General features: G+C 41.4%; 24 protein-coding genes. 15 read left to right on the top strand and 9 right to left on the bottom strand.

Annotated elements, in window-relative coordinates:
- The first annotated feature begins 175 nt into the window (after nt 1-175).
- From BC351_RS40225 to BC351_RS43745, 7 genes are all read left to right on the top strand, one after another.
- A complete protein-coding gene (locus BC351_RS40225; protein ID WP_079409177.1) occupies nt 176-505 on the top strand; it encodes a DUF3139 domain-containing protein in 330 nt (109 codons plus the stop codon).
- A 168-nt stretch (nt 506-673) separates the two neighbouring features.
- Complete coding sequence (locus BC351_RS40220) at nt 674-955, top strand: hypothetical protein (RefSeq protein WP_079421291.1); 282 nt, start codon at nt 674-676, stop codon at nt 953-955.
- 513 nt (nt 956-1,468) lie between these two features.
- A complete protein-coding gene (locus tag BC351_RS40215; RefSeq protein WP_079421290.1) occupies nt 1,469-2,797 on the top strand; it encodes an IS3 family transposase in 1,329 nt (442 codons plus the stop codon).
- A 463-nt stretch (nt 2,798-3,260) separates the two neighbouring features.
- Complete coding sequence (locus BC351_RS40210) at nt 3,261-4,100, top strand: alpha/beta fold hydrolase (RefSeq protein ID WP_079421289.1); 840 nt, start codon at nt 3,261-3,263, stop codon at nt 4,098-4,100.
- Nucleotides 4,101-4,287: 187 nt separating this feature from the next.
- Nucleotides 4,288-4,617 carry a low molecular weight protein tyrosine phosphatase family protein gene (locus BC351_RS40205; protein WP_208629926.1) on the top strand — a complete coding sequence of 110 codons (330 nt, stop codon included), beginning with the start codon at nt 4,288-4,290 and terminating at the stop codon, nt 4,615-4,617.
- A 268-nt stretch (nt 4,618-4,885) separates the two neighbouring features.
- Nucleotides 4,886-5,287, top strand: coding sequence for a CDI toxin immunity protein (locus BC351_RS40200; RefSeq protein ID WP_079421287.1), 402 nt, complete (start codon nt 4,886-4,888; stop codon nt 5,285-5,287).
- Nucleotides 5,288-5,371: 84 nt separating this feature from the next.
- Nucleotides 5,372-5,587 (top strand): integrase, encoded by a 216-nt coding sequence (locus tag BC351_RS43745; RefSeq protein ID WP_244209344.1) that lies wholly within the window; start codon nt 5,372-5,374, stop codon nt 5,585-5,587.
- Between the two features lie 763 nt (nt 5,588-6,350).
- Here the strand turns inward: BC351_RS43745 and BC351_RS40185 are convergent.
- On the bottom strand, nt 6,351-6,677 hold the full coding sequence (locus BC351_RS40185; RefSeq protein WP_079421285.1) for a hypothetical protein: 327 nt from the start codon (nt 6,675-6,677) through the stop codon (nt 6,351-6,353).
- A 121-nt stretch (nt 6,678-6,798) separates the two neighbouring features.
- Nucleotides 6,799-6,999 carry a ribbon-helix-helix protein, CopG family gene (locus tag BC351_RS40180; protein ID WP_079421284.1) on the bottom strand — a complete coding sequence of 67 codons (201 nt, stop codon included), beginning with the start codon at nt 6,997-6,999 and terminating at the stop codon, nt 6,799-6,801.
- Between the two features lie 150 nt (nt 7,000-7,149).
- Between BC351_RS40180 and BC351_RS40175 the strand changes: the two genes are divergently transcribed.
- Both BC351_RS40175 and BC351_RS40170 read left to right on the top strand, forming a co-directional pair.
- Entirely contained in the window at nt 7,150-7,758 is a 609-nt protein-coding gene (locus BC351_RS40175) for a TetR/AcrR family transcriptional regulator (protein ID WP_079421283.1), read from the top strand.
- A 167-nt stretch (nt 7,759-7,925) separates the two neighbouring features.
- Complete coding sequence (locus tag BC351_RS40170) at nt 7,926-8,573, top strand: hypothetical protein (protein ID WP_144028692.1); 648 nt, start codon at nt 7,926-7,928, stop codon at nt 8,571-8,573.
- 20 nt (nt 8,574-8,593) lie between these two features.
- Here the strand turns inward: BC351_RS40170 and BC351_RS40165 are convergent, their stop codons facing one another.
- A complete protein-coding gene (locus BC351_RS40165) occupies nt 8,594-9,283 on the bottom strand; it encodes a hypothetical protein (RefSeq protein WP_079421281.1) in 690 nt (229 codons plus the stop codon).
- A 67-nt stretch (nt 9,284-9,350) separates the two neighbouring features.
- The gene (locus BC351_RS40160; protein WP_079421280.1) at nt 9,351-9,947 is read right to left on the bottom strand and encodes a TniQ family protein; all 597 of its coding nucleotides are present in this window, start codon (nt 9,945-9,947) and stop codon (nt 9,351-9,353) included.
- Nucleotides 9,948-10,316: 369 nt separating this feature from the next.
- On the opposite strand from BC351_RS40160, the gene BC351_RS40155 reads away from it, so the two are divergent.
- The 4 genes from BC351_RS40155 to BC351_RS40140 all read left to right on the top strand — a co-directional run bounded on the left by BC351_RS40155 (nt 10,317) and on the right by BC351_RS40140 (nt 12,533).
- Nucleotides 10,317-11,240 (top strand): NAD(P)/FAD-dependent oxidoreductase, encoded by a 924-nt coding sequence (locus BC351_RS40155; RefSeq protein ID WP_079421279.1) that lies wholly within the window; start codon nt 10,317-10,319, stop codon nt 11,238-11,240.
- A gap of 26 nt (nt 11,241-11,266) precedes the next feature.
- A complete protein-coding gene (locus BC351_RS40150; protein ID WP_079421278.1) occupies nt 11,267-11,506 on the top strand; it encodes a glutaredoxin family protein in 240 nt (79 codons plus the stop codon).
- 54 nt (nt 11,507-11,560) lie between these two features.
- A complete protein-coding gene (locus BC351_RS40145; protein ID WP_079421277.1) occupies nt 11,561-12,127 on the top strand; it encodes a peroxiredoxin in 567 nt (188 codons plus the stop codon).
- Between the two features lie 139 nt (nt 12,128-12,266).
- A complete protein-coding gene (locus BC351_RS40140; RefSeq protein WP_079421276.1) occupies nt 12,267-12,533 on the top strand; it encodes a hypothetical protein in 267 nt (88 codons plus the stop codon).
- A 76-nt stretch (nt 12,534-12,609) separates the two neighbouring features.
- On the opposite strand, the gene BC351_RS40135 is transcribed toward BC351_RS40140, so the two are convergent.
- Nucleotides 12,610-13,689 carry a LacI family DNA-binding transcriptional regulator gene (locus tag BC351_RS40135; RefSeq protein WP_244209343.1) on the bottom strand — a complete coding sequence of 360 codons (1,080 nt, stop codon included), beginning with the start codon at nt 13,687-13,689 and terminating at the stop codon, nt 12,610-12,612.
- A gap of 197 nt (nt 13,690-13,886) precedes the next feature.
- On the opposite strand from BC351_RS40135, the gene BC351_RS40130 reads away from it, so the two are divergent.
- On the top strand, nt 13,887-17,015 hold the full coding sequence (locus BC351_RS40130) for an alpha-amylase family protein (RefSeq protein ID WP_208629920.1): 3,129 nt from the start codon (nt 13,887-13,889) through the stop codon (nt 17,013-17,015).
- Between the two features lie 82 nt (nt 17,016-17,097).
- Here BC351_RS40130 and BC351_RS40125 read toward each other — a convergent pair whose 3' ends face one another.
- Together BC351_RS40125 and BC351_RS40120 are read right to left on the bottom strand one after the other, a co-directional pair.
- Nucleotides 17,098-17,337 carry an AbrB/MazE/SpoVT family DNA-binding domain-containing protein gene (locus BC351_RS40125; protein ID WP_079421313.1) on the bottom strand — a complete coding sequence of 80 codons (240 nt, stop codon included), beginning with the start codon at nt 17,335-17,337 and terminating at the stop codon, nt 17,098-17,100.
- 199 nt (nt 17,338-17,536) lie between these two features.
- A complete protein-coding gene (locus BC351_RS40120) occupies nt 17,537-17,842 on the bottom strand; it encodes a hypothetical protein (RefSeq protein ID WP_079421273.1) in 306 nt (101 codons plus the stop codon).
- A gap of 496 nt (nt 17,843-18,338) precedes the next feature.
- Here BC351_RS40120 and BC351_RS40115 point away from each other — a divergent pair, with 496 nt between their 5' ends.
- Entirely contained in the window at nt 18,339-21,824 is a 3,486-nt protein-coding gene (locus BC351_RS40115) for an S-layer homology domain-containing protein (RefSeq protein WP_158082394.1), read from the top strand.
- Between the two features lie 90 nt (nt 21,825-21,914).
- Here BC351_RS40115 and BC351_RS40110 read toward each other — a convergent pair whose 3' ends face one another.
- Together BC351_RS40110 and BC351_RS40105 are read right to left on the bottom strand one after the other, a co-directional pair.
- Complete coding sequence (locus BC351_RS40110; protein WP_079421272.1) at nt 21,915-22,778, bottom strand: transglutaminase family protein; 864 nt, start codon at nt 22,776-22,778, stop codon at nt 21,915-21,917.
- On the bottom strand, nt 22,775-23,734 hold the full coding sequence (locus BC351_RS40105; protein WP_244209342.1) for an alpha-E domain-containing protein: 960 nt from the start codon (nt 23,732-23,734) through the stop codon (nt 22,775-22,777). The genes BC351_RS40110 and BC351_RS40105 overlap by 4 nt, the downstream gene beginning before the upstream one ends.
- Between the last annotated feature and the right edge of the window lie 8 nt (nt 23,735-23,742).

Genomic DNA, 23,742 nt, shown 5'->3' with positions numbered 1-23,742 from the left:
AGAATACCACAACAGGCTACCGCTGACTTAATATCGGTAGCCTATTCCGTACGGGTAGATTAGTTTAACAAGTAATGGGGCTATTGCTATACCAAAGGAAAAATATAGGTAAGTATCGAATAAGTTAGTGAACAGTAAGTGTTGGGAAGTAGAAAGGGGCTGTTACATTGAAATAATGAAATGGATAGCAGCCTTATTAGTAATTGGAGTTCTCATCACGCCCTTCTTTTACGTACAAGCAAACAAGATAATTTATGCGAACAAAGTGACTAACTACCTTTTGAATGAACAACATTATAAGAAGAATGAAATTAAATCGGTTAAAGGAATCTGGGGGATTAAATTACCGTCATTTTACACGGTTGTTGTATTTGAAAATGAACCGTACGTTGAGTACATATATTTTGCCCATAATAATGTAATGCAGTTTAGCCATAGCGTTACAGAAGAAGGTAAACAATTAGGAATTACTGACTCAGATCTTAAAAATCTTGCCGCAAGGTAAGCAATATTCGTTGATCCAAGATATTAACGGAAACGTTTGTTCAATAAGTAACCAAGACGAGGCTGCCGGTATTAATCGGTAGCCTCGTTGAAGTAAAGGGCAGGATAGTTACAATTCATGGTAAAATAAGTGTATTGGTTTATCGAGCTTAAGGTGGTGGCTGAAAAGGTGGATAAGAAGTGGCTGGCATATCGAATTTATCCAGAGCCATCTGGGACCGAGTATCAGCATTCCAATTTAATGAACAAAGCTGAAGTTGAGTGTTTATTTGATTACTGTCAGATATTAGAAGCGATGATTTCAAGAGACGGTTGGAAAGTATTGATTGAATATCATGGTTTTCAAGTGCTTTATGAAATCAATGAAAAAAGTGGTTGGTTTGACTGCGATAACCTCGAAGAATTTATTTTTGAAGTCGAATCACATATCGATTCATTGCCCGAACTTTAAGCTAACGAAAGAACGTTACTTCAATAGGGATCGTCGGCTGCCGCGCAGTCTGGACGGTCCCTATTTCATTGAAGTAAAGGGCAGAATAGTTCCAATATGTGGTATATTAAAATAAGGGATTTGAACAAGGGAGGGGCAATGTTGAGGGAAATAAAGCATTCAGTTAAGAGCCCTTCAAGGATTGGAACCATTATAGGCATGATTACTACTATTATATTGAGTACATCTAATCTTGTATTGAGATCATGGAATCAGATGGGAGTATTCTACGCTTCGTTAACGGCGGTTCTTCTGTGTTTAGTTGTACTGTTACTCTCATTGTACAGAACATTTAAGAAACCAACCGAGTTATGCCTATCCAATGACCAAATCATATTAAATGGGAATATAATTAATTCGAGGGATATTAAAGTGATAATACACTGGTACCCATAGTCTGGACACTTTGAAAAAGTGTTCAGACTGTGGGTACTTTTTTTGTATACTAGAGTAAGCACCGGAGGGGATTACACCATGTCTAAGAAAGTCTTTAGCGAAAAAGACCAAATGAGCTTATCAAAGAATAAGTACGTGATCAGAATAAGTGATAAAGCAATAACCTATGCGGATGAATTTAAGCAGTTGTTCATCGATCAATATATGGCAGGTAAACTCCCTAGAGAAATCTTTGAAGCTAACGGGTTTGATGTAGACGTAATTGGAATTCAACGTGTAAAAGATTGTGCCAAGCGTTGGAAAAAAGCATATGGAAAAGACGGAATCATTGGATTAACTGACTCTCGTAAGGAAGCTTCTGGACGTCCTCTAAAGCGTGAACTAACGCAAGATGAAGTCATTGCAAGACAGGAAGCAAGAATTAAACTCCTTGAGTCTCAGGTGGAATTGTTAAAAAAGCTAGACACGAAAGAAAGGTTGCTGGTAGCAAAGGGAAAGAACCTAAGTAAGAGTACGTTATTTGAGCTAATTAAAGAAACTATAGGTCAAGGTTTGGGACGTACAACTCGCTACCTCTGCGATTTATTACACGTATCTCGCTCAGGCTATTACAACTACATCCAGGCCGTAGAAACCCGTAAAGAGCGGTCTCTTTCGGATGCCAAAGCTGGAGAACTGATCAAGAAAGCCTTTCATAGAAAGGGTTTTAAAAAGGGTTCTCGTTCTATTAAAATGACGCTTGAGAACGAATTTGGCGTGATCTACAACTTGAAAAGAATCCGCAGACTTATGAAGAAATTTAACCTCGTTTGTCCACATCGAAAACCTAATCCCTACAAACGCATGGCAAAGGTGACTCAAGAACATCGAACGCTTCCCAACAGTTTAGATCGTAATTTTAGAAAAGGTGTTCCTGGGCTTGCGTTGCTCACCGACATCACTTATCTCCCATACGGCCGCTCAGAGACGGCTTATTTGTCGACCATACTAGACGCTTCAACGGGAGAGATCCTTGCTTACAACCTTTCCAACAGCCTTACGTTGGACATTGCTACAGACACGATCGAGGCACTCATGAAGCAAAGAAAATTGAAGTTGCACAAAAAAACATTCATTCATTCGGATCAAGGAAGTCATTATACGAGTCCCACATACCAAAAACTTTTAAAGCAAAAGGGATTAGGGCAATCGATGTCTAGACGAGGAAATTGCTGGGACAATGCGCCACAGGAGTCGTTTTACGGTCATATGAAGGATCATGTTGACCATCGTAGCTGTCCAACCTTAGCAGAGCTACAACGTAAGATTGACAGTTACATCCGCTACTTCAACAATAATCGATACCAATGGGGATTAAAAAAGATGACCCCTGTGCAATACAGGAATCATCTTTTGTTAGCTGCCTAGGTTAAATCGAGTTTTTTAAAGTGTCCTTGACAGAGGGTCCAGATCATAATGACCAGGGGTTACTTTAAACCAGTTATAGGGATATTACCTTACAGGAGGAAGATCGTCCCATTGGATATGGCATTTAGGTATTCAAGGGATGAAGATAGAGGTATCTCGGATTTAAAGAGTTGGGCAATAATGAACAATGTAAAGATGGTCAATAAATCGTTTCAAACCTGGATATAAGATTATTCCCTATAGCACTATTCGGTACGGTCGTTATCTTATTCAGATGATGAGTGAATAGCAAAAGGGTGACATGATTGTCCGTTACGCTAACGGAAACTATAGTTGAGGGGCTTGCTTCGCGGCAGCGCTCCTCTTTTGTTTAGTAAAATAATGAGCAGGATAATGCTGTTTCATTCTGGAATAGGATAAAAAGTAGAATTAAGGGTAGCTTCGAACTAGGGGAGGCTTTAAATTGGAATGCCATGTTAGCAAGGGAACAATTAACTATGAAGTATGTGGAGAGGGAAGTCCAGTTATTGTGTTACATGCGATGGGAACAGACCATCGATCTATGAAGTATTGGCTAGAACCCATTTTTATGAAAAGAAAAGACTGGCAGAGAATCTATTTGGACATTCCCGCCCATGGAAAAAGTGTAATAACTGAGCAAGTAAAAGGTACTGAAGATATGCTTGATATGATCATTGAGTTTATTGATGCAGTTCTTCCTAATCAAATGTTTTCAGTTATTGGAGCTTCATTTGGGGGCTACTTGGCACAAGGTATAGTACACAAAAAAAGAGAGTTAATAACAGGCATTTCCTTGATTGCCTCTGCTCTTCATCTGCCAGGGAGTGAAAGAACACTGCCTGCAAAAGTTGTTTTTGAAGTAGATACAAGCTTGTTTGGTGAACTTGATGATGATGTTTTGAATGCTTTTCAATTGCTTATGGTACATCAAAACAAATCAAACTTATTAACTTTTTTAAAAGAAGTTCAGCCAGGACGATTGCTCGCTAATCGTAATTTTCTATCCTCTGATTGGAAGAAAGAAGGCTATTATTTTAAGTTTGATCCGCTTGGCAATTTTGAACAACTGCAACATCCTACACTTATCGTTTTGGGGAAGCAGGATTCGATATGTGGTTATGAAGATCATATAAAAATTTTCGGAAAATACAATCACGCTTCTTTTGCAATACTCGATCATGCAGGACATATGATTCAAATTGAGGAAAGGGAAGTTCTTACGAGTTTGGTGACGGACTGGCTATTTAGAATTGAAAAACAGCAAGCATTTTCATTTCTTTAAAATATTCTTTCGTTCAGCTAACTGGGAACGATAGTGGAAAGTTAAGGGGGTAGTTTGCCGAGGCCGGCAGCAGCTCCCTTTTTCATTAAACTTAAGGGCAGATTAACGCAAACGTAAATGCCACTTTTAGTGTATTATTATCCGTAGAGTGGTGAAAATCAATGAATTTGATAAGAGGATGATAAACATAAAAATTTTGTTTATATGTAGCAGAAACAAATGGCGAAGCCCAACAGCCGAAAAAATATTTCATAAATATAATGGTTATGATGTGAGGTCTGCTGGGACAGAAGATGGTGCTAGGATTAAGGTAACAAGTGGACACATTGGTTGGGCAGATCTCATATTTGTAATGGAAAAAAAGCATTTGAGCCGACTCAAACATAAATTTGGATCAACACTTAATGAAAAGCAGATCTGCAACTTAGATATACCGGACGATTATGGTTATATGGATGAAGAATTAATTGAAATACTTAAAGCTAGAGTATCAGAATATATAGATGTCCCAGAGTAGTGAGTCTCGATAAAATGGTGTTATTACTATGAAACGTTTTTTCCTCGTATCAGATATTCCTTATTAAAGTAACTGGGAACGTGGAGGAGCTTGCCAGACGGCTACTCCTTTTTTATGGGGTAGCAAAGTTCAATGAATTTAGTGGATCAAAAATAAATCTTGTGTTTCTATAGTGAGGTACAAAATGGATGAAATACAAAGCAGAAAGTGGAGACTTGAATAGTTACTTGAGAAGCAGAAGAAAAAAAATGTTGTTGGATTTGGTGGTTTGTTTGACGAATGTATTGAGGCACTAGGGGCTGAGATGGCCATATTATCTGAAGAAAAAAGCAAAGAAATATTTCAGAACCTTCAGAAATCCTATCCATTTAATTCTTGGTCTCGAATAGATTGGGAACAAATTAGAGCCAATATAAAAATTGTAAACACAATTGATGTTGTACCACAGATTAAGCAGTTACTAGGAGACGTTGATGAAGTATTTATTCTCTGGAGTACTGGAAGTCAACTTGTTTTAAAGTCCCAACTTTGTAAAGTATTAAGTGCTATTGATGATGTGTTGGCGGTTGGTGCTGACACTTTTATATATTCTCCTTCTAGATTTATTATCGAATTTCATCATGAAGGAGAAATAATAATTGGTTTCGAGAATGACAGTGTCTTAAACTAACGATAGTTAAATATTGGAATATAAGATTAAACCCTCCAATTTCTAGCGAAACTAGAATCAACAAAACTTGGGAGGGTTTTTTTTATGAATTTAAAAGATCTATGGTTACTATATGAGGCTGATAAACGTATTCTGGGATTTAGTTCACACACATTGAAGGCATACTCTCTACAATTAAAGATGTTAGTTCTTGAACTCGGTGATCTTGAGCTAGAGGAAATATCTCTAATCATACTTAAAGACTATTTGGCGAGGGTATCTGAGAAATTAAAACCTAGTAGTTTAGGTCATCGAATTTGATTTGTACGGTCCCTTTTTCGTTTTGCATTTGAAGAAGGACATCTTACGCGGAATCCTTCTATTAAGTTGAGAGAACCAAAGATGGACAAAAGAATCCCGAAATTTCTGATTGAGGAGGACGTAATTCATCTTAAGATTTGAAACCATAATAATTTAATATGAGTTGCATTGATCCAGCTTCCTTTATTAGATGTGGAAAATAAAAAAAGTCATTTTTAAACATGTTTCGTGCTAATGGAATGTCAATTTCAAGCCATTTTAACAATAACTCGTCTTTTATGGGTAAGTGGAGCTGCCAATCTGATACTGATTTAATATTCATATCATTAATGAATTCAGAACAATTACACCTAAAACCTTCGAGAATTTTATAATTAACATAATTAAAGGTAATTTGCTGACCACACTTGCTACAATTGTTCCTTAAATCACATAAATGGAATGGGCATTGATGCAATAGACTGAATTGGTGAAAAAGGCTGTGGTGTCCCATACACAAACATTTCTCGCAATATGTAAGGTCGGACCTTATTAGATAGTGATTGTAATCAGTATTTGAAAACATTCCAGTTAGTCTAGTCAAGTTTTGTTTAGATTGCTCCAAGATGTCATATCCAATTACAGAAACGAGATTTTTGAGATCAAACTCACGATGCAAATCTCGGGAACTAATAAGGTTCGCATATTTAATTTTCTCAATAATTGACCATCCGGATTCATAAGGGTTAACCCAGGACACATTCCATGTTAAAGTTTTCATGTGTCACCTCTTTCTTTTTAACAACAGAGGTTTTCGTTTGTTTTTTTCTAACTTCAATTGATTCAATTTCAAATAATATTCTTCTAAATCCGTTTTTGCCAATTTCTTTGAGTCTGAAAGGAGTTGGACTTTTATCAAATCCCCAGTATCTAAAATGATACTTAGGGTATTATTCTCCTCTCTGTAAACAACCGGGATTTTCAACAAATAATAAGGGCTATTTAGTGAAAACCATTGTTCCGAAATAGCTAGAGGGCAAGTGTATTTATTTTCTCTAAAAATGATTCCTTGATTTGTAACCATCGCTAATGAGCTGTTTAGAAAATCCATTGAAATCCCTCCTTAAAAAACAAGACTATACAAGTATGTATTGCCAATATAATCAAATTAGATTCATTTTTGAATACAAAGTGTAATTAAAAAAGATGGCAACAACCATGAATTGGTGTTGTCATCTTTTTTCGCTTGTGCCTTTAATGAATTTTGCATTTTTCATAGCATATTCAAGTGCTAAATTTATTAATTCATTTCTAGAACGGTTGCTTATCTTTGAAAGGTGATCGAATTTTTCCTGTAAAGCTCTATCTACTCTTATGGTGATAGTAACAGATTTATCTTCTTTTGGAGTAATTATAAAATCATCGTCACTCATGAAATCACCTCTATATATCAGTATAGAAGTAATAGAGTAAATAAAAATATAACACAAATTGTAATCATAAATGATTACAAAAATTCATCGTGGTTAGACTGTTAACAGTGTACGATTAAAAATTTTTAACATGAAGGAGATGATCAGTCAATGAATAAAAATGTTAATTCAAAATTGCAATTACTTGAGGCAGCAAAGCGTGTATTTGCAAGAAAAGGTTTTGAGAGAACAACACTTGTAGATATTATTAAAGAGGCCAGACTACAGAACAAACTAGTTGTATATCAATTCAATGGAAAAGATGGTTTGATGTCCGCGGTGTTACAAACATATTTACCTCTGGACAAAATAATTTGGAGAAAGGAGTTTCAAGAGGACCCGATTGTTTGGATAAAACATATTATTTATGAAGTTGTTCTGTTAAGAGAAAGGGATCCAGAAATCCTCTCAATCCTTCAGTCAGAAATAATGTATCCGTCCAATAGAGGAGACCTGGTGAATTTTTATATTTCATCAATATGGAAAGAATTTAGAGACGTTCTTGACTTAGGAAAAACTAGAGGTTATTTTAAATTCGGCTGTTTGGAACTAGCCTTAGCATTCGTAATTAGTTCAACTTTTATGTACAAGCAAGAGTTCCAAACTAGTACCAAAATTATAAGTAGTGACGTTATTATTGAGGAAACAATTACTCTTGTTTTAAATGCATTAGATTGTAAAACAAGGGATAAATCTTTAGATTCACAAAGAGTTGTATGAGTCTTTCCAATTTCGAGAAATTTTTAGAGAATGGGGATTATAGTAGACTCAAACGAATCTCTGAAGAAACTAAGTTAATAAAGGATTGCTTAAGAAACGAACTAATTAAGGAAGAAACCAAACGAATAGAGTGGAGGGAATGCGGAGTAGTCGGGAAATTTCGAAGAGTGAATCGTTATGATTACAATTATACAGCATTAAATGAGTATTTATTTAATTTGGGAATTCTACCAGTACTATCTACTGTAAAGGAAGCATGTTTAACGGAGCAAGAGAAACAAACGTTACTTAAGGTTAATAAGGTCGATCGAGAAGACACAGTATATTTTTTCCCTACAAAATTTAATTTAGGTTTAAAAGTAGCTCGAGACTTTGTTCTGAGAATTAACCAATTGAGCACTGTTGAGAAGGTAATTCTATGGAAAGAAAAAATGGGGTTTAAAGAAAAACTTGAAAAGGAATGGAAAGCCCTACGGAATAGTTTAAATGGGTTACTTAAGCAAGGGGAAAATTCAAAGTTAGAATCAGTGTTTGGTACTCTCATATTGAAGAGTAAGAATGTGTATAATCCAGTTGATGTCTTTGAATTATTTGGTGCAGATGTTCTTATACAATCAACTAGAGCTAGACTCGAGGTATTAGAGGAATATGCCGCAAAAGGCTTTTTGAATATGTCTGAAATAAATAATTATCGAAGAGTTGTTAATGTCGAACAACAATTTGTTTTAATGGAGTTAGATAAAGAAGAACGCTGCAAAGACTGGTTCAGTAAAAGATTGAATAAATTATCGGAGTTAAGTAGGAGACGAGATTAGAGATTAACTGTTTAAGTTATCTAGGTTGATCGTTTAATCTCAGAAATAATATAGAGGACAGAGTTTAAGTCTTCCTTCTCACGCAATTTAATTCTAGGAAATGAAATCCCCTTGAGGATTTGTTTAAACTTAATGTCCATATTAAGAAGGTCAAGTACATCTTGAGATTTAATATCACTCTTCGTATAGGTTTTATAGTTTGGATATGAATGCTTATGAAATAAAATTGGTTCTTTACATTTGGTGCAGCTCTGAGTATTCAAGGGAATCTTGTGAAAATTGTAAGTTAATGACTTATTACATACTCTACAATTGTTTTTCAGTGGTTCCAGATGAAAGGGACATTCTTTAACGTATTTAAATTGAAAAAATAAACTATGATAACCAGTCATAGAACAATGGCTACAGTAGTAAAGATTTTTGTTAAAAAAATCGTCTGGATGATCTTTATAATTTAAAAAATCTTCAGATAACATAGTAATTGTATTAAGGGATTGCGATTTTAATGGATATGAAATCAAGTTTTCTATTTTTGCATGGTCTAGTCCTCTAATTAGTAAAAAGGAGTCGCTACTATCCGATGGCGAACTGAAATGTTTAAAAAATTCATTTTGTGTTATAACATTGGCATAACAAATTTTGTCGTAAACACTAAATGGAGATTCATAAATAGATAGCCAGTCTTTTCTCCAAGTAATTCTCTCCTGCATAACATCATCTCCAATTTATACGAATACAACAAAAACAAGTAGAAGAAAGGTCTCATGCCTTTCTTTTTTATTGATAACATTCCTGCAAGTTTTCAGAAAGAGTGTAATTATCATGTTTAATTGAAATGTTTAGTACTGGTTCAAACGTGGATAAGTTTCTCCATGTTGGTTCATCTATTGTTTGATATAGTTGATAACCACATTTACAGGTGAAAGGGATAGCTTGAGCAATATTGTAGTGATAAATGTCTTTTTTGCAATCTTTGCATTTAGTTTGAAGCTTAGTTACATGAAACGGACAAACATCTATTAATTTGTATTGATGTAAGTAACTATGGTAATTGTGATGAATGCATTTTTCACAGTAGCATAAGTGAGTATGAAAGTAATGCAGCGGATTATTTCTTTCAAGTTTGGAAAGTTTCAGCATAGTGTTTTTAATCGCAAGAAAGTCGATATTTGTAAGTTCCTTTAGTTTATCAAGTGCTTCTTCGGACAGTTTGTTTACATTTCTTACACTGCGAGTTTTATCAGTCTTATTATCGTTTAAGTAGTGAATCAGATCACTACCACTGATTGAGTTGGAAATTTTTATATTCTCAATTACCGACCAAATTGATTCGTAAGGCCTTTTCCATTCCTCGCGCCAAATAATAGTGCCCATATAAATATCCTCCTTAAATGAGATTCTGGATATATTTATTACCAACATATAGCACCAGATATACATACATCTCTTTATTAAAGTGATTTTTATGTCGTGAACATTCTAATTCTGGGGATTTTCTTGTCGTGGAAATTCGAATCTCCTTGATTTCAGGGATTTTCATGTCGTGAAAATTCATCTTTTTTATGATGTCGGGATTTTCATGTCGCTAATGGGGCTATTTTCTTGTCGTTGTACTGAAGCGGCCATTATTTATAATTATTATTAAAAAGGATTGACTTTCATCTACTTTTAATTATAATAATTATTATGTGAGATGGATTATCAATGGACAAGCAATTAACATGATGAAAGGAGTGAAACGCTATGTATGATGTCATCATTATAGGAGCCGGACCGGCGGGAGCCTCCTCGGCCATTTATACAGCAAGAGGTAACTTGAAAACGTTGGTTATCGACAAAGCACCGAACACGGGAGCACTAGCGATCACTCACAAAATTGCCAATTATCCCGGTGTCATAGGCGATCTGTCGGGCAAAGATCTGCTCGATACGATGCGTGAGCAAGCCAAAGGCTTTGGCGCGGAGTTCATTCAGACGACGATTACGGCTGTGGATGTGGAAGACGAGACCAAAGTTGTCTTTACCGCCGATGGCATTTATGAAGGCAAGTCCATCATTATTGCAACAGGTTCTAAAGGACGCAATCGCATGTTGCCAGGCGAAGAAAACCTGCTAGGCCGCGGGGTAAGCACATGCGCCACTTGTGATGGAGCCTTTTTTGAAGGCAAAACGGTTGCAGTCATCGGTGATTCGGAGGAAGCTTTGGAAGAAGCGCAGGCGCTGAGCAAATTTACAGATAAAATCTATTTCGTTGTACCACGTCCAGAGCTGCAAGGGGTACACCATGTTCCAGAGCTGAAGGGAACGGACATTTTATATAAAGCAAAGCCGCTAGAGGTGCTAGGCGAGAAGCAAGTGGAAGGACTTCGCATCCGTACCAGTACGGGTACCGAAGAGGTGCTGAAAGTCGATGGCGTGTTCGTTTTCCTCTCCGGCAGCAAGCCAGGTACCGATTTCTTGCAGGATCAAGTGCCTCTGGATGAGGATGGCTTTATGATTCTGGACAGCTCCATGCAATCCTCAGTTGCCGGCGTATTCGGAGCTGGCGAAGTCAGACGCACACCGGTGAAACAAGCTGTTGTCGCGGCTGCTGACGGAGCGATCGCGGCGATGGCCGTCGATAAATTTATTAACAAACGGGCGCAATTAATCCCGCAATACAAATAAACTCACCCCCTAAGGAGATGTATGTCATGTCTAATGTCATTGTTTATTCCAGTACGAATTGCCCTTATTGCCAACAGTTGAAAAAGTATTTGAACGATCAGCAGGTTGCTTTTGAAGAAAGAAATATCGATCTGAACGATCAATTTGGACAAGAACTGCATGATTTAGGCTTGATGTCCTTGCCTGTAACGGTCATTGGCGAGCACAAAATTCTAGGCCTTAACGTCACTAAACTTAAAAAAGCATTGGCTGAAATCGCTAGCTAACTCAAGTTAGTCCTTGCTAAATCAAATAAATAGATAGAAAGAGGAGATCATACGATGACACAATTAACCTTACAACCGACACAACCATTTGCGAAATTAGGACTGCCGGCTCCTTCCTTTTCACTCTTGTCGACGAAAAATATGGAGACTTTGGATGAGAAAATTACACTGGAGGATTACCGCGGCAAATGGCTTATATTCTTCTTCTGGCCTTTTGACTTCACCTTCGTATGTCCAACTGAAATTACGGCTTTCAGTGACAATTACGCGCAGTTTGCTGAGCTGGATTGCGAAATTGTAGGTGCTTCTGTTGACAGTATTCATACACATAGAGCTTGGACACAAACACCGCGGGAGCAAAATGGGATCGGACCTGTGAATTTCCCATTGGTCAGTGACTTTTCCAAAGAGACAGCACGCAATTATGGTGTTCTGGACGAAGAAACGGGTGCTGCGCACCGTGGACTGTTCATTATCGATCCAGAAGGCGTTCTTCGCTATCAAGTCATAACGGACATGAATGTTGGACGTTCCGTGGATGAAACGTTGCGAGTGCTTCAAGCGCTGCAGGCTGGCGGACTTTGTCCAGTGAACTGGAAACCGGGCGATAAAACGTTATAATAGGTATTGAACGAAGGGGCTGCCGCCAAAGATCTAACCGATCTTGGGGGCAGCTTTTTCCATATGTATTCGAAGCCGGATTTGAAGTATAATAGGAGAACTGGTTAGGAGTATAGGTGGAGACAGAAAGGTTAGATACATGATGCAGTCCATTTCGGACAAATTATTTATGGGATCGCTAATTCTTCTGATGATTTCAGTTGTCGTTAGCGGAATTGGTTTTCAATTCATCAATTGGCGCTCGCAAGTGAATGATGAGCTCGATTCGGAAACGAAGGACAGCAGCTCGCGAAAGAAAGCGGTTATTGATCGGCAGGACAAAAGCCTGTCACGGGTACTGCGCTCTTATTTGTTTTGGATTGCTATAGTGGGTATCCTTGTTTCCATTGTTCTTTCTCGGTTATAGCCGATTGCACATTCGCGAGGCGTATAGAGCTCTTTGAAGAGCTGATCTATACGCCTTATTTGCGTTTGAATGTTATTTAGCCTGAATCTCGGGCAATGAAGCGCGATGACAAAATGATTTTCTCCGACTGCCTCCCAGGGTGATTCCTTCGATAAAGCAGGGTTTCAACGGCGCGAATGCCTAAGGATTCTTTGGCAAGCTCAATTGTGCTTAGCGGCGGTTGTGCGTAGGCTGCAGCTTCAATGTTGTCGAAAGCGACGATTTTGATTTGGCTCGGTATATCAATTCCTTTGCCTTTGAGGATAGGAATCAGATCGAGTGCTAAGTGATCGTTTGCACAGATAATTCCTTCAGGCATGCTGTCAGGGGTCCATGCAGCTACTTTCCGTTCTAGATAGGAGGCGAGCTGCGGCTGGCCATAAGGCACCTGCCATCTCCTTAAGGAGTAAGTTTCCTCAGGACCGGCAATGTCTTCAATTGCCAGGCGGCATCCCCACCAACGCTCCTTAAAGCTGACAGCGAAAGAATCGTCGCCAACGAATATTAATCGCTTCAAGCCCGCCGCAAGCAGCCGCTGACAAGCCATTTTACCAGCATCTAAATTATTGTTCAGGACACAATCAACATCGACCAGCGGTTCAAAGTGATCAATTAAAACTAGCGGAATGCCAGTCTGTTTCAGGGAAATAACGGAAGGCGATGGAAACGTTCCAGCAAGCAAGTGGCCAGCGCAGCAGGCAGGATCCAAGTAGGGAGGAATCTGCAATGAATCCGTATGTCCCTTAAGGACAGGAACAATCAGATGCTCGTACCCCAGCTCACTGCTAGCTGTTGCAATGCCTGCGAGAACTTTGCCCCAGAAAGGGTTGTCCTGCTGATACATAGCTTGAATCCATACCAGTATGTAAGGGCTGACTTCTTTGGAACTAGCTGCTTGATCCATTTCTGCTGAATCTGTCACGGTGCTTTCTTTGTTTGTGCCATGAGCTCTGCCCTGAATAAGGTAGCCCATAGCCCTTGCAGTCTCTTGAATACGCAGCCGATTCTCAACGCTTACGCCCGATTTGCCGGATAACGCTTGGGAGACGGTATATTTGGACATGCCGAGCCGGTCGGCAATTTGCTGCATTGATATTTTTTTGCTCAAATGAGACACCCTCTTACTAGGAATGAAAAAACATAACAAAACTAACAAATTACATTTTTATATATTAATTAACGAATGTCAATGATGGCTGGAATATCTTATTGAAAATGAGTTGACCTACAGAAAGAAATTGATTACAGTATGATCACAATAAATATTGTTAGCCTAACAAAAATAACAAATTAAATCCGTGTTGGAGGATGAATATGAATAATTCGATCATATTTTATGATCCGTCGTTTCCTTATGAAGGGACTCGCCCGAACAACGATCATCTAGAGGAATTAGCACAGTTTGGCCGCATTGCAGCAGCGGATGAATTGGAAGAAGCGCTAGCCCAAGGCGCAGCGAATTTGGTTCATCTCCACGGACGTTATTTCCCTAAAAAGGCATGGCAAGCCATCATGAAGCATGTGAGAGCGGGCAAGGGGCTTATTCATGTGGGGAGTGCGCCTTTCCGAAATCCCGTTTATGCAGGTGCATCTGACTGGGAAATAGAGGCGGAACAAACAGCGTACCATCAGCAGCTTCAAATCCATGAGATTCTGCCTGTTGATCCGTCACCGATTGCTCGTTATGCAGCACATTCAGAGCTTGCTTTGCTTGCTGGCAAAGAATCACTGCTGACTGTTCAGCCTACGGTTGGTCTTGTTCTTCACGTAACACGTGCTGATGATAACCCGGGTCAAATCGGTTCCAGTGGTCCCATGGATGCTCATCTGATCCCGCTTCTCAAAGGGATTTCACGCGAAGAACGAGAGATTGCGGCACCTATCGTACTTTTGGAAAATACGAAGGGGGATTTCGCAGGCGGTCGCTGGATTTTTGCAAATCTGGTTACTGATGATCCGTTCTGGACACAGGGGGGAACAACGCTGCTGAAAGAGCTGTCTGCCTTCACAGCCAGAGGTGTGACTGAAATCTGGTTCAAACCGAACTATGCGTGCTATGACCCAGGTGATCGCGCAGCGCTGACTGTGCAATTGCAAACTCTCGCGAATCGCGCCGGGGATAACTCTGAGAATACAGGTTGGACATTCACTGTTGAAGTGAAAAAAGACGGCGATCCCGTGCCTGTGTGGACAACCGATTTCCAAATGAAGGCGTCTCGGGAGCTTACATATCACAAGGTGAATGTTCCAGTTGATATCGAAGCCGGCTATTATACGGCTGTTTGTACGGCTGTTGCGAATACGGGCGAAACGCGTATTTTTAACCAAGGCTACTGGGGTCATGATGCGGAGCTGCTTCGTGAGGGCACACCGCTGTCTTGTAACCGCGACTATTTTATGAAAGATGGACGTCCGCTGCCGATTGTAGGGATGACTTATATGACGAGCGATGTGGCGCGCAAGTTCTTATTCATGCCAAACGTATCCGTATGGGATCGAGATATTGCGCAAATGGTTAAAGCGGGAATTAATTTGCTGCGTACGGGAATATGGTCGGCTTGGCGTCAAGTTATGTTTGTGGATGGGCATCCTTACGAGGAAGTTCTGCGTGCCATTGATGCTTTCATTCTGACTTGCAAAAGACATAACATTGAAGTGACGTTCAACTTCTTTGCTTTCACACCGGAGCTATGGGAAGGGGTTAACCCTTATCTGGACCCGCGCAGCGTTGAAGCGCAGAAACGATTCATCTCTTCGATCGTTTCCAGGCATCAAAACACGACGAACGTGCACTGGGATCTAATCAATGAACCGTCCATGTTTAATCCGAACAAGCCTTTTGCCGGTCCTCAGTCGGCGCATGACCGCTTCGAACAGGAAGCTTTTGTGAACTGGCTCGAGACTCGGCATCTTGATATCCGCAAGCTGCAAGAGCGATGGAACATGACAACGGAAGAACTGCCGGATTTTGCAAGTGTGCGGTTGCCGGACGTTGCTGATATGAATATGAACACAACCGAAACGCTGGAGAAAAAAGGATCACCGTGGCTGGATTACACATTGTTTACGATGGATATGCACAATCGCTGGGCACATGAATTAATTGCCACAATTCGCAGTATTAATCCGGCGCATTTGGCGACAGTAGGGCAAGATGAAGGCTTAGGAGCTCAGCGTCCTTCTCCATTTTTCTATGCAGATGCGGTTGATTATACGACGGTTCATACATGGTGGCTGATGGATCAACTGGTTTGGGACGGTATTTTCTCCAAAGCACCGGATAAGCCAAGCTTGATTCAAGAAACAGGGATCATGTATGTAGAAACGGCAGATGGCCGCGCAAAACGCTCCGAACACGAGCTGCGCAATATTCTTGAGCGTAAATATGCCTATTCGTTTGCAACGGGTGGAGCGGGAGCCGTTCAATGGATTTGGAATATTAACTTCTACATGAACAATATCAATGAATCCCATATCGGGGCGCTTCGGGCAGATGGGACGGAGAAGCCGGAAGCAGATGTCTCTTATGACTTTGGCGCGTTCATGGGCAGCATTCGTGACTTGTTCGTGGATCGAAAGCTGGAGGAAGTGGTAGCTGTATTCCCTTATTCCAATGATTTCTCTACGCGAAAATTAGCTGGCGATGCCACGTCCAAACTCACGCGTACGCTGGCTTACTCGATGAATGTTCCTTTCCGCGGACTTGGCGAGTATCATTTGGACACATTGGCTCAAGCTCATCCTAAACTGATCATCGTACCTAGTGCGCATAATTTCAGCGATGCTGCATTGGAAAAGCTTGCAGCACATGTGCGTTCCAATGGAGGCACTCTATTATTTACAGGGCCGCTTGGGCTAAATGAATATTGGACACCCGTGGCGCGATTGACCGAGATTGTCGGCGACACCGTGTTAAGCAACGTTCTGCGTGAGGAAGCTATGGTGCTGAACGGCAAGGTGCATCCGGTTTCCTTCGGTGGTGCGCGCATTGCACAGTTGAATAAAGAGGTGGCTTTGTCGGGTGGAAAAGGAAACAGCGGTACATGGAATTCCCAGCATGGGATCGTTGAAACTTATGAGCTGGGCAAAGGGAAACTTATCTGGTGTCCGCTTCCGATTGAGCTGAATGATCGAAGTGAATGCATTGAGGCGTTGTATAATTTCGCATTGGCAGAGGCTGGTGCGCAAGCTGAGCTCACTTGGGTTAAAGGCGGGCAGCTGCCTGGTGTTTATGGGCGGAAGCTCAGCTTTGCGGAAGGCTCCTTGTATATCTTCGTATCGGAGTTTAGCGTAGATACCGAGATTGAGGTGAAAGATCCCGTTACTGGCCGGAGCTATGCCTTCGAACTGGAAGCAGAGCGTACAGTCATGTTCGCGGCAGATACAGAAGGGAAATTGCTGGCAGTCTATCGCCCAGATCAAGTTCATATCGAAGTGAAATAGAATGGGGAAAAGGCACTGAGTCGCATAGCTGATAACGTTCAGCTGTGCGGCGTAGTGCCTTTTTTGGGTAGGGATTTAAGAACTAAACGATTTCATCAACGCAGGAACCACAGACCAGCTTTCCTTTGAAATAAGTCATATTTTCGAAATTACCACAGAATACGCAGGCAGGCATGTACTTTTTAAGCGTTATTCGTTCTGGATCGACATAAACCTCAATGGCGTCGCCAATGTCAATATGAAGTGTGCGTCGGAGTTCAATCGGCAAAACGATGCGTCCCAGCTCATCTACTTTTCTAACGATACCTGTTGATTTCATCAGAAAACCTCCCCTGTTTATCTTTTTCGTTTCGAGCACGTACGTTAATGTAGTTATTCCACATTTACACTTGAATTCCTTTTATTTACTGAGATTTTTTTGAAATTTTTCGTCACAAAAAGACGCATTTCACGTTGTTCATCCGTGTGTGAAATCCGTCTTTTTGTGGTTTGGCTAAAAATTGTGTTCCGTGAGGCCGTTTTTATTTCTCTTGTTGTTGATTTTTGGCGATTTGCTCTTGCAGCGCAGCATGCTTAGCTGTTAATTGTTTAGCTAAAGCAGCTTGAGAAAGGTCAATACGTTTGATTTCTTCTTTCATTTTGTTCATTCTGGACATTTTGCTGTTTAAATCGCTAGCAGAATTGCTTAGTTTTATATCTCTTTGCAGCTGATTCATTTTGGAGATTACTTTTTCTTTCTTCTTCTGTTCGTCGATGCTTTGCTGTTGATCCTCTGCAATCTCTTTTTTTAATCGATTTATGATGGATGAAGTGAAGCTTATAGACATTGGGAACACCTCTTAGTTGTAATATATCTTCGGAATCATTCTACACTAAATATGGGGGCTAAGCGAGGTTATGGAAATCATTTATATCTTAGCGATGCAAATAAATAAAACATATGCAAGTGTCATAATAAGGAGGTTTTTGTAGAAGTATGTCGAATGTTGTTAGGAATCAGTTGACAAATAATAGATGGAAGGAATGGTTTATATTATAGGAAGGTTAAAATTTCGTGAAAAGGTTTTGATAGTGGTCCTTAGTAGTTTGGTGACCTTTTCTGGTTTCTTCAACATACAAGGAGGGGGTGCTGCTTATGCGTTTACTCCTAATCCTTATACTGTGACATTTTCTTCTTTGGAAAGCAGTGCATGGAACAATGGGGTTGCGAAGGATGGTGAAGGCTCTTCGGAGGATGTTCCGAACATTAATTTAGAATTTTATAATATTAGTGATACTTCTGGAACTCAAATGAGCAATAAATTAGTGCATGGAGATTCAAGTTTGCATGATCTTTTTAATGCGCTCACTACCTATGATCCGTTATTTAATGATACTGGTTGGAAAGGGATGGCCATAAAGTCTTCGGATGGTGGCAAATTCCAGATCAATGGTTTCTATTACTCAAATTTCGGAGAAATTAACCCGATTTTGATCGATGTAAAAGGCTATCGTGATGGAGTGGAAGTTGCCAGTACTTCCTTTCTTGCAGATGATTTGGTGGATAACTATCGTTCTAAAAATGTTGTACTGGATTCGACTTTTGACAACGTGGATAAAGTGTTTCTGTACTCAGAGGGCCTGAGTTGGCATGGCATCAACAATATTGTGATTGATCAAGCGCTGACTAATGCAGCAGCGCCAAGCATAACTACGCAACCGACAGATCAAACAGTGAATGAAGGCAGCGTTACGACGCTAAACGTAGCAGCAACGGGTAGTGCATCGTTGAGCTATCAATGGTATAGCAATAGCACTAACAGTACGAGTGGTGGTGTATTGCTTAATGGAAAAACGAACGCAACAATGACAGTCCCAACAGCAGCGACTGGCACAACGTACTATTATGCGGTCGTGACGAACACGGATTCCAATGCAACTGGAAATCAAACAGCAACGGTAACAAGTTCAGCAGCGAAGGTAACGGTGAATGCGCTGACGCATGCGGCGGTACCAAGCATAACAACGCAGCCGATAGACCAAACAGTGAATGAAGGCAGTGTTGCGACGCTAACAGTAGCAGCAAGTGGAAGCCCAGCATTGAGTTATCAATGGTACAGCAATACAACCAACAGCACGAGTGGCGGTTTACTTCTTAACGGTGAGACCAACGCAGCATTAACAGTTCCAACAGCAACCGTTGGCACAACGTACTATTATGCTGTGGTCACGAACACGGATAACAGTGCGACAGGCAACAAAACAGCAACGGCAACGAGTTCAGCAGCAAAGGTAACAGTGAATGCGCTGACGAATGCGGCGTTACCAAGCATAACAACGCAGCCGATAGACCAAACAGTGAATGAAGGCAGTGTTGCGACGCTAGCAGTAGCAGCAAGTGGAAGCCCAGCATTGAGTTATCAATGGTACAGCAATACAACCAACAGCACGAGTGGCGGTTTGCTTCTTAACGGTGAAAGCAACGCAATATTCACAGTCCCAACAGCAACGCCTGGCATTACCTACTACTATGCTAAAGTGACGAACACGGACAGCAATGCGACGGGCAATCAGACGGCAACGGCAACAAGCTCAGTCGTAAAGGTAACTGTGAACGCGCTAACCTATACGATTGACCCGATTTCAGCTAAATCCGCTGCGGCATTGATAAGCGGATATGTTCCTGGGTCACAGGAGACCAAATCGATTACGATTACGCGCGCTGGCACAGGAGACCTGATGCACTTAGCAGTCTCATTAACTGGTGAGGATTTCGTAGTGACAGAACCAGCTTTGACAACGTTGACAACAGGCACGCCAACTACAAATTTCACGATCAAAGCCAAGGACGGTTTGGCGGCAGGCACCTATACAACTACGGTCACTGTATCAGCTGACCATATGGCGAATGTTGCGTTTACGGTGACGCAAGTCGTTAACTTGCCAGGTGTTCCGGCCAATCCGAAAGATCTTGTCGTTATCGGAGGAGATCGTCAAGTTGCATTAAATTGGAGTTCTGTAACAGAAGCGACTTATTACAATGTTTATATGGCGACAGCTGATGGGCAATATAACAGTTCTTCTTTTTCAACTGTGACTACTGCCGCTTATATCGCGGAGAACCTGACAAACGGCACGAATTACTTCTTTGTTGTGAAGGCAGGCAATGTAGGAGGTTTGAGTGCTGCTTCTAATCAAGTAAGCGCAACTCCTGCCAAAGTTGCAGGGGCGCCGACCAGTGTGACTGCTGTCGCAGGCAACGGGCAAGCAACTATAACTTTTGCGGCTCCGACAGACAATGGCGGCAGTGAGATTACTGCATATGAAGTAACCAGTTTGCCTGATGGGATCAAGGTGACTGGAGCAGCAAGTCCAATAACGATTACAGGTTTGACGAATCAGAAGGCTTACACATTTACAGTGAAGGCAATCAATCGTGTTGGCAGCAGCATGTCTTCAGCCGCATCTAGCGAAGTCATTCCTAGCGCACTAACAGAAAATAATAGCGGCGGTAGTGGCAGCAGTGGCAGTAGCAGCAGTGGCAGCAATGGCACTTCGACATCAGTGCCAGCGGCAACAGGTATAGAGGTGTTGGTTAATGGCAAGGTGGAAAATTTGGGAACAGCAACGGCTGCCAAGCGAGATGAGCAAACCGTAACAACCGTATCGCTAGACCAGAACAAAGTGGGAAGCAAGCTTGCTGAGGAAGGTCAGCATGCCCTAATTACCATTCCGATAGTGGGTCAATCCAATGTTGTTATTGGTGAAATGAATGGTCAGCTGATTAAAAATATGCAAAACAAGCAGGCTGTTCTGGCGATCAAAACAGATGGTGCAACCTATACGCTGCCTGCCGAGCAAATTAATATTGATGCGATATCTAAGCAGTTTGGAAAGGCCTTATCTTTGGGAGACATTAAGGTTCAGATCGAAATTGCGACCCTGACTGCTGAAGCGGCTAAAGTTGTTGAGAATGCAGCGGAAAAAGGAACCTTTACGCTTGTTGCACCATCCATTAACTTTACAGTTAGAGGCATATATGGAAATGAATCGATCGAGATGTCGAAGTTCAATGCTTTCGTGGAACGCACGATTGCTATTCCAGAAGGTGTGGATCCGAATAAGATTACTACAGCAATTGTTGTTGATCCAGATGGAACGGTACGTCATGTACCAACCAAGGTTGTTCAGATGGACGGCAAGTACTTTGCGAAAGTGAATAGCATGACGAACAGTACGTATTCCGTCATCTGGCATCCAATTGCATTCGCAGATATGGAAAATCACTGGGCCAAAGATGCGGTTAACAACATGGGATCAAGGATGGTCATAGGAGGAACTGGGGGAAGTCAATTCAGTCCTGACCGAGAAATTACCCGTGCTGAGTTTACGGCTATTGTTGTTCGAGGCATGGGGCTTAAGTTGGAAAAAGGAGCGGCTCCTTTTACCGACGTAAAAGCTTCAGATTGGTACAGCAGCGCGATAAATACGGCTTATGGGATTCAATTGATCAGTGGTTTTGATACTGGCGAGTTCCATCCGAATGACAAAATTACCCGGGAACAAGCTATGGTCATCATCGCAAAAGCAATGAAAATGACTGAATTGAAAGCTAAGCTGCCTGCCCAAGCGGCAGATGCTGCACTTCGTCCTTATCTCGATGCCGATAAGGCAGCGAATTGGGCGCAAAACAGTATTGCTGATTGCTTGCAAGCAGGAATCGTAACGGGCAGAAGCGACAAAGCGTTAGCACCGAAAGCTCTTATTACGAGAGCTGAAGTTGCTGTGATTGTACAAAAGCTGCTCCAAAAGTCTGATTTCATTAAATAATATCTATGAATTAATAAAAGGTTATCTCACAAAATGCTCAAACGAGACATTTTCGAGATAACCTTTTTGGTTTGCTGTTCATATCAAAGATTATCCAATCAGTTTAACGTCCACAATAACTTCCAAATCCTGTTGACCAGCTCCGCGGTAAACGCCTTTGACGGGAACGATATCATTGTAGTCGCGGCCATGCCCCAATTTGATGTAACGCCAGTTTACTTCACAGTTATTGGTAGGATCAAAGCCAAACCAACCAGAGCCTGGGATTAAGCACTCCACCCAAGCGTGGGAGGCTTGCGTGAAATCGGCGCTCCCCCCCTGCAGGTCTCCTACGAAGTGATAGCCGCTCACATACCGGGTAGGAATACCTTTGTCACGGCAAATCGCAATCATGAAATGAGAGTAGTCTTGGCAAACGCCACGTTTGAATTGCAGCATTTCACTTACGGTGGTCTGAACGGATGTTGCCGAAGGATCGTAGGTGAAATCCCGGTTGATCGTTGTGTAGATATTACGCATCAGCTTATAGAGGCTGATATCTTGATCGGGGATAGCATCCGAGTAGGCTTTGATTTCAGGCGTCAATCCCGTAAAGCTTGTAGGCAGCAGGTATTCGGCGTATTCATTTTGGAAAGTATCGCTAAACCGCATCGTCTTCTCCTCATAAGGAGAAGCGACGTCCGAAGGGATATTGTCGTTGTCGTGCGTGACAACCGTAGACATCATTTTGATCGTCAGCTCACGATGAATAGGATTGATTGTAAAAGCATGCACGCGATTATGGAAGTAATCCGAGTAGGTGAAGAAAGCAGAAACCGGTTCGGTGGTAATGCTATGGTGATAGCAGGCTTGACGATTGTCAGTCAGCGGGGTTAACCGTACTTCATTGACACTGTCCTGCGCCGTTTCGGTATAGGAATAGCGTGTGATATGCGTAATCTCCAGCTTCTTCATGCAATGACCTCCTCCCGGGAGGGAAAAAAGACTTTCGACATCCGAATGCCCATGAGGTTGCAGGAATCACGGAGTGCTTGCAGCGTCATTTCCAATTTACCGGATAAAATATCGTCCTCATCCATACAAGCGAGATTTGCTTGGACTTTCCCTGCCAGCTTAGCTAATTTGTGAACGGCATTGCCGAGATCCGGGTCATCTAATTGGATGCCCTTTAAGGAGCGCTCTAATGCTTGAAAGGAGAAGCTGATGGAACGTGGAAAGGTATCGTTGAGCATAAGAAACTTAATGATGCTGCTGAGGGTAACGGTATCGGCATACTCCCTGCGATAGGATTCATACCCGCTGACCGATTTCAAAACGGAAAGCATAAGCGGGTAAGACGAAAGCTCTTCTCTCGCATAATCCTGGCATAAGGATTGAAGCAAGCGAAGCAGATTCTCTGCTCTTTCCAGATAGCGGCCTGCTTCAACGAAATACCATTCATTTTGGCGGGGCATGACCGAGGTGGTAGCCCCTTGGAACATCGACAGTGTATCACGGATAAAACGATAGAAAAGATGGGGCGAATCGGCCGTGATGTCACGCACTTCTTTTTCTTTGAGCCACAAATACAAGCCGTTCATTATATCCCACAGCTCTGCGGGCATTTTCTCGCGGATATTCCGGAGATTGGCACGGGCGTGATTCGTACAAGCGAGCAAAGAATTGGCATTGTTTTTATCCAAAGTAATATATTGCAGGACATGCTGCTCTGTAAAGCTGCCGTATTGTTCGATGAACGCGGCGCGATCACCAATCGTATCGATGAGTCGGCTCCAGGATTGGCCGTTCGTGCTCTCCCGCTCCTCGCGGATATGATAATAGACATCGATTAACCTCGCATGATTCTCTGTTCGTTCTGCATACCTGCCAATCCAGAATAAAGCTTCCGCTGTTCGTCCCATCATGACCATATTCCTCT

Source organism: Paenibacillus ferrarius (assembly GCF_002027705.1).
GTDB lineage: Bacteria > Bacillota > Bacilli > Paenibacillales > NBRC-103111 > Paenibacillus_E > Paenibacillus_E ferrarius.
This window is presented reverse-complemented; position numbering and strand designations above follow the sequence as displayed.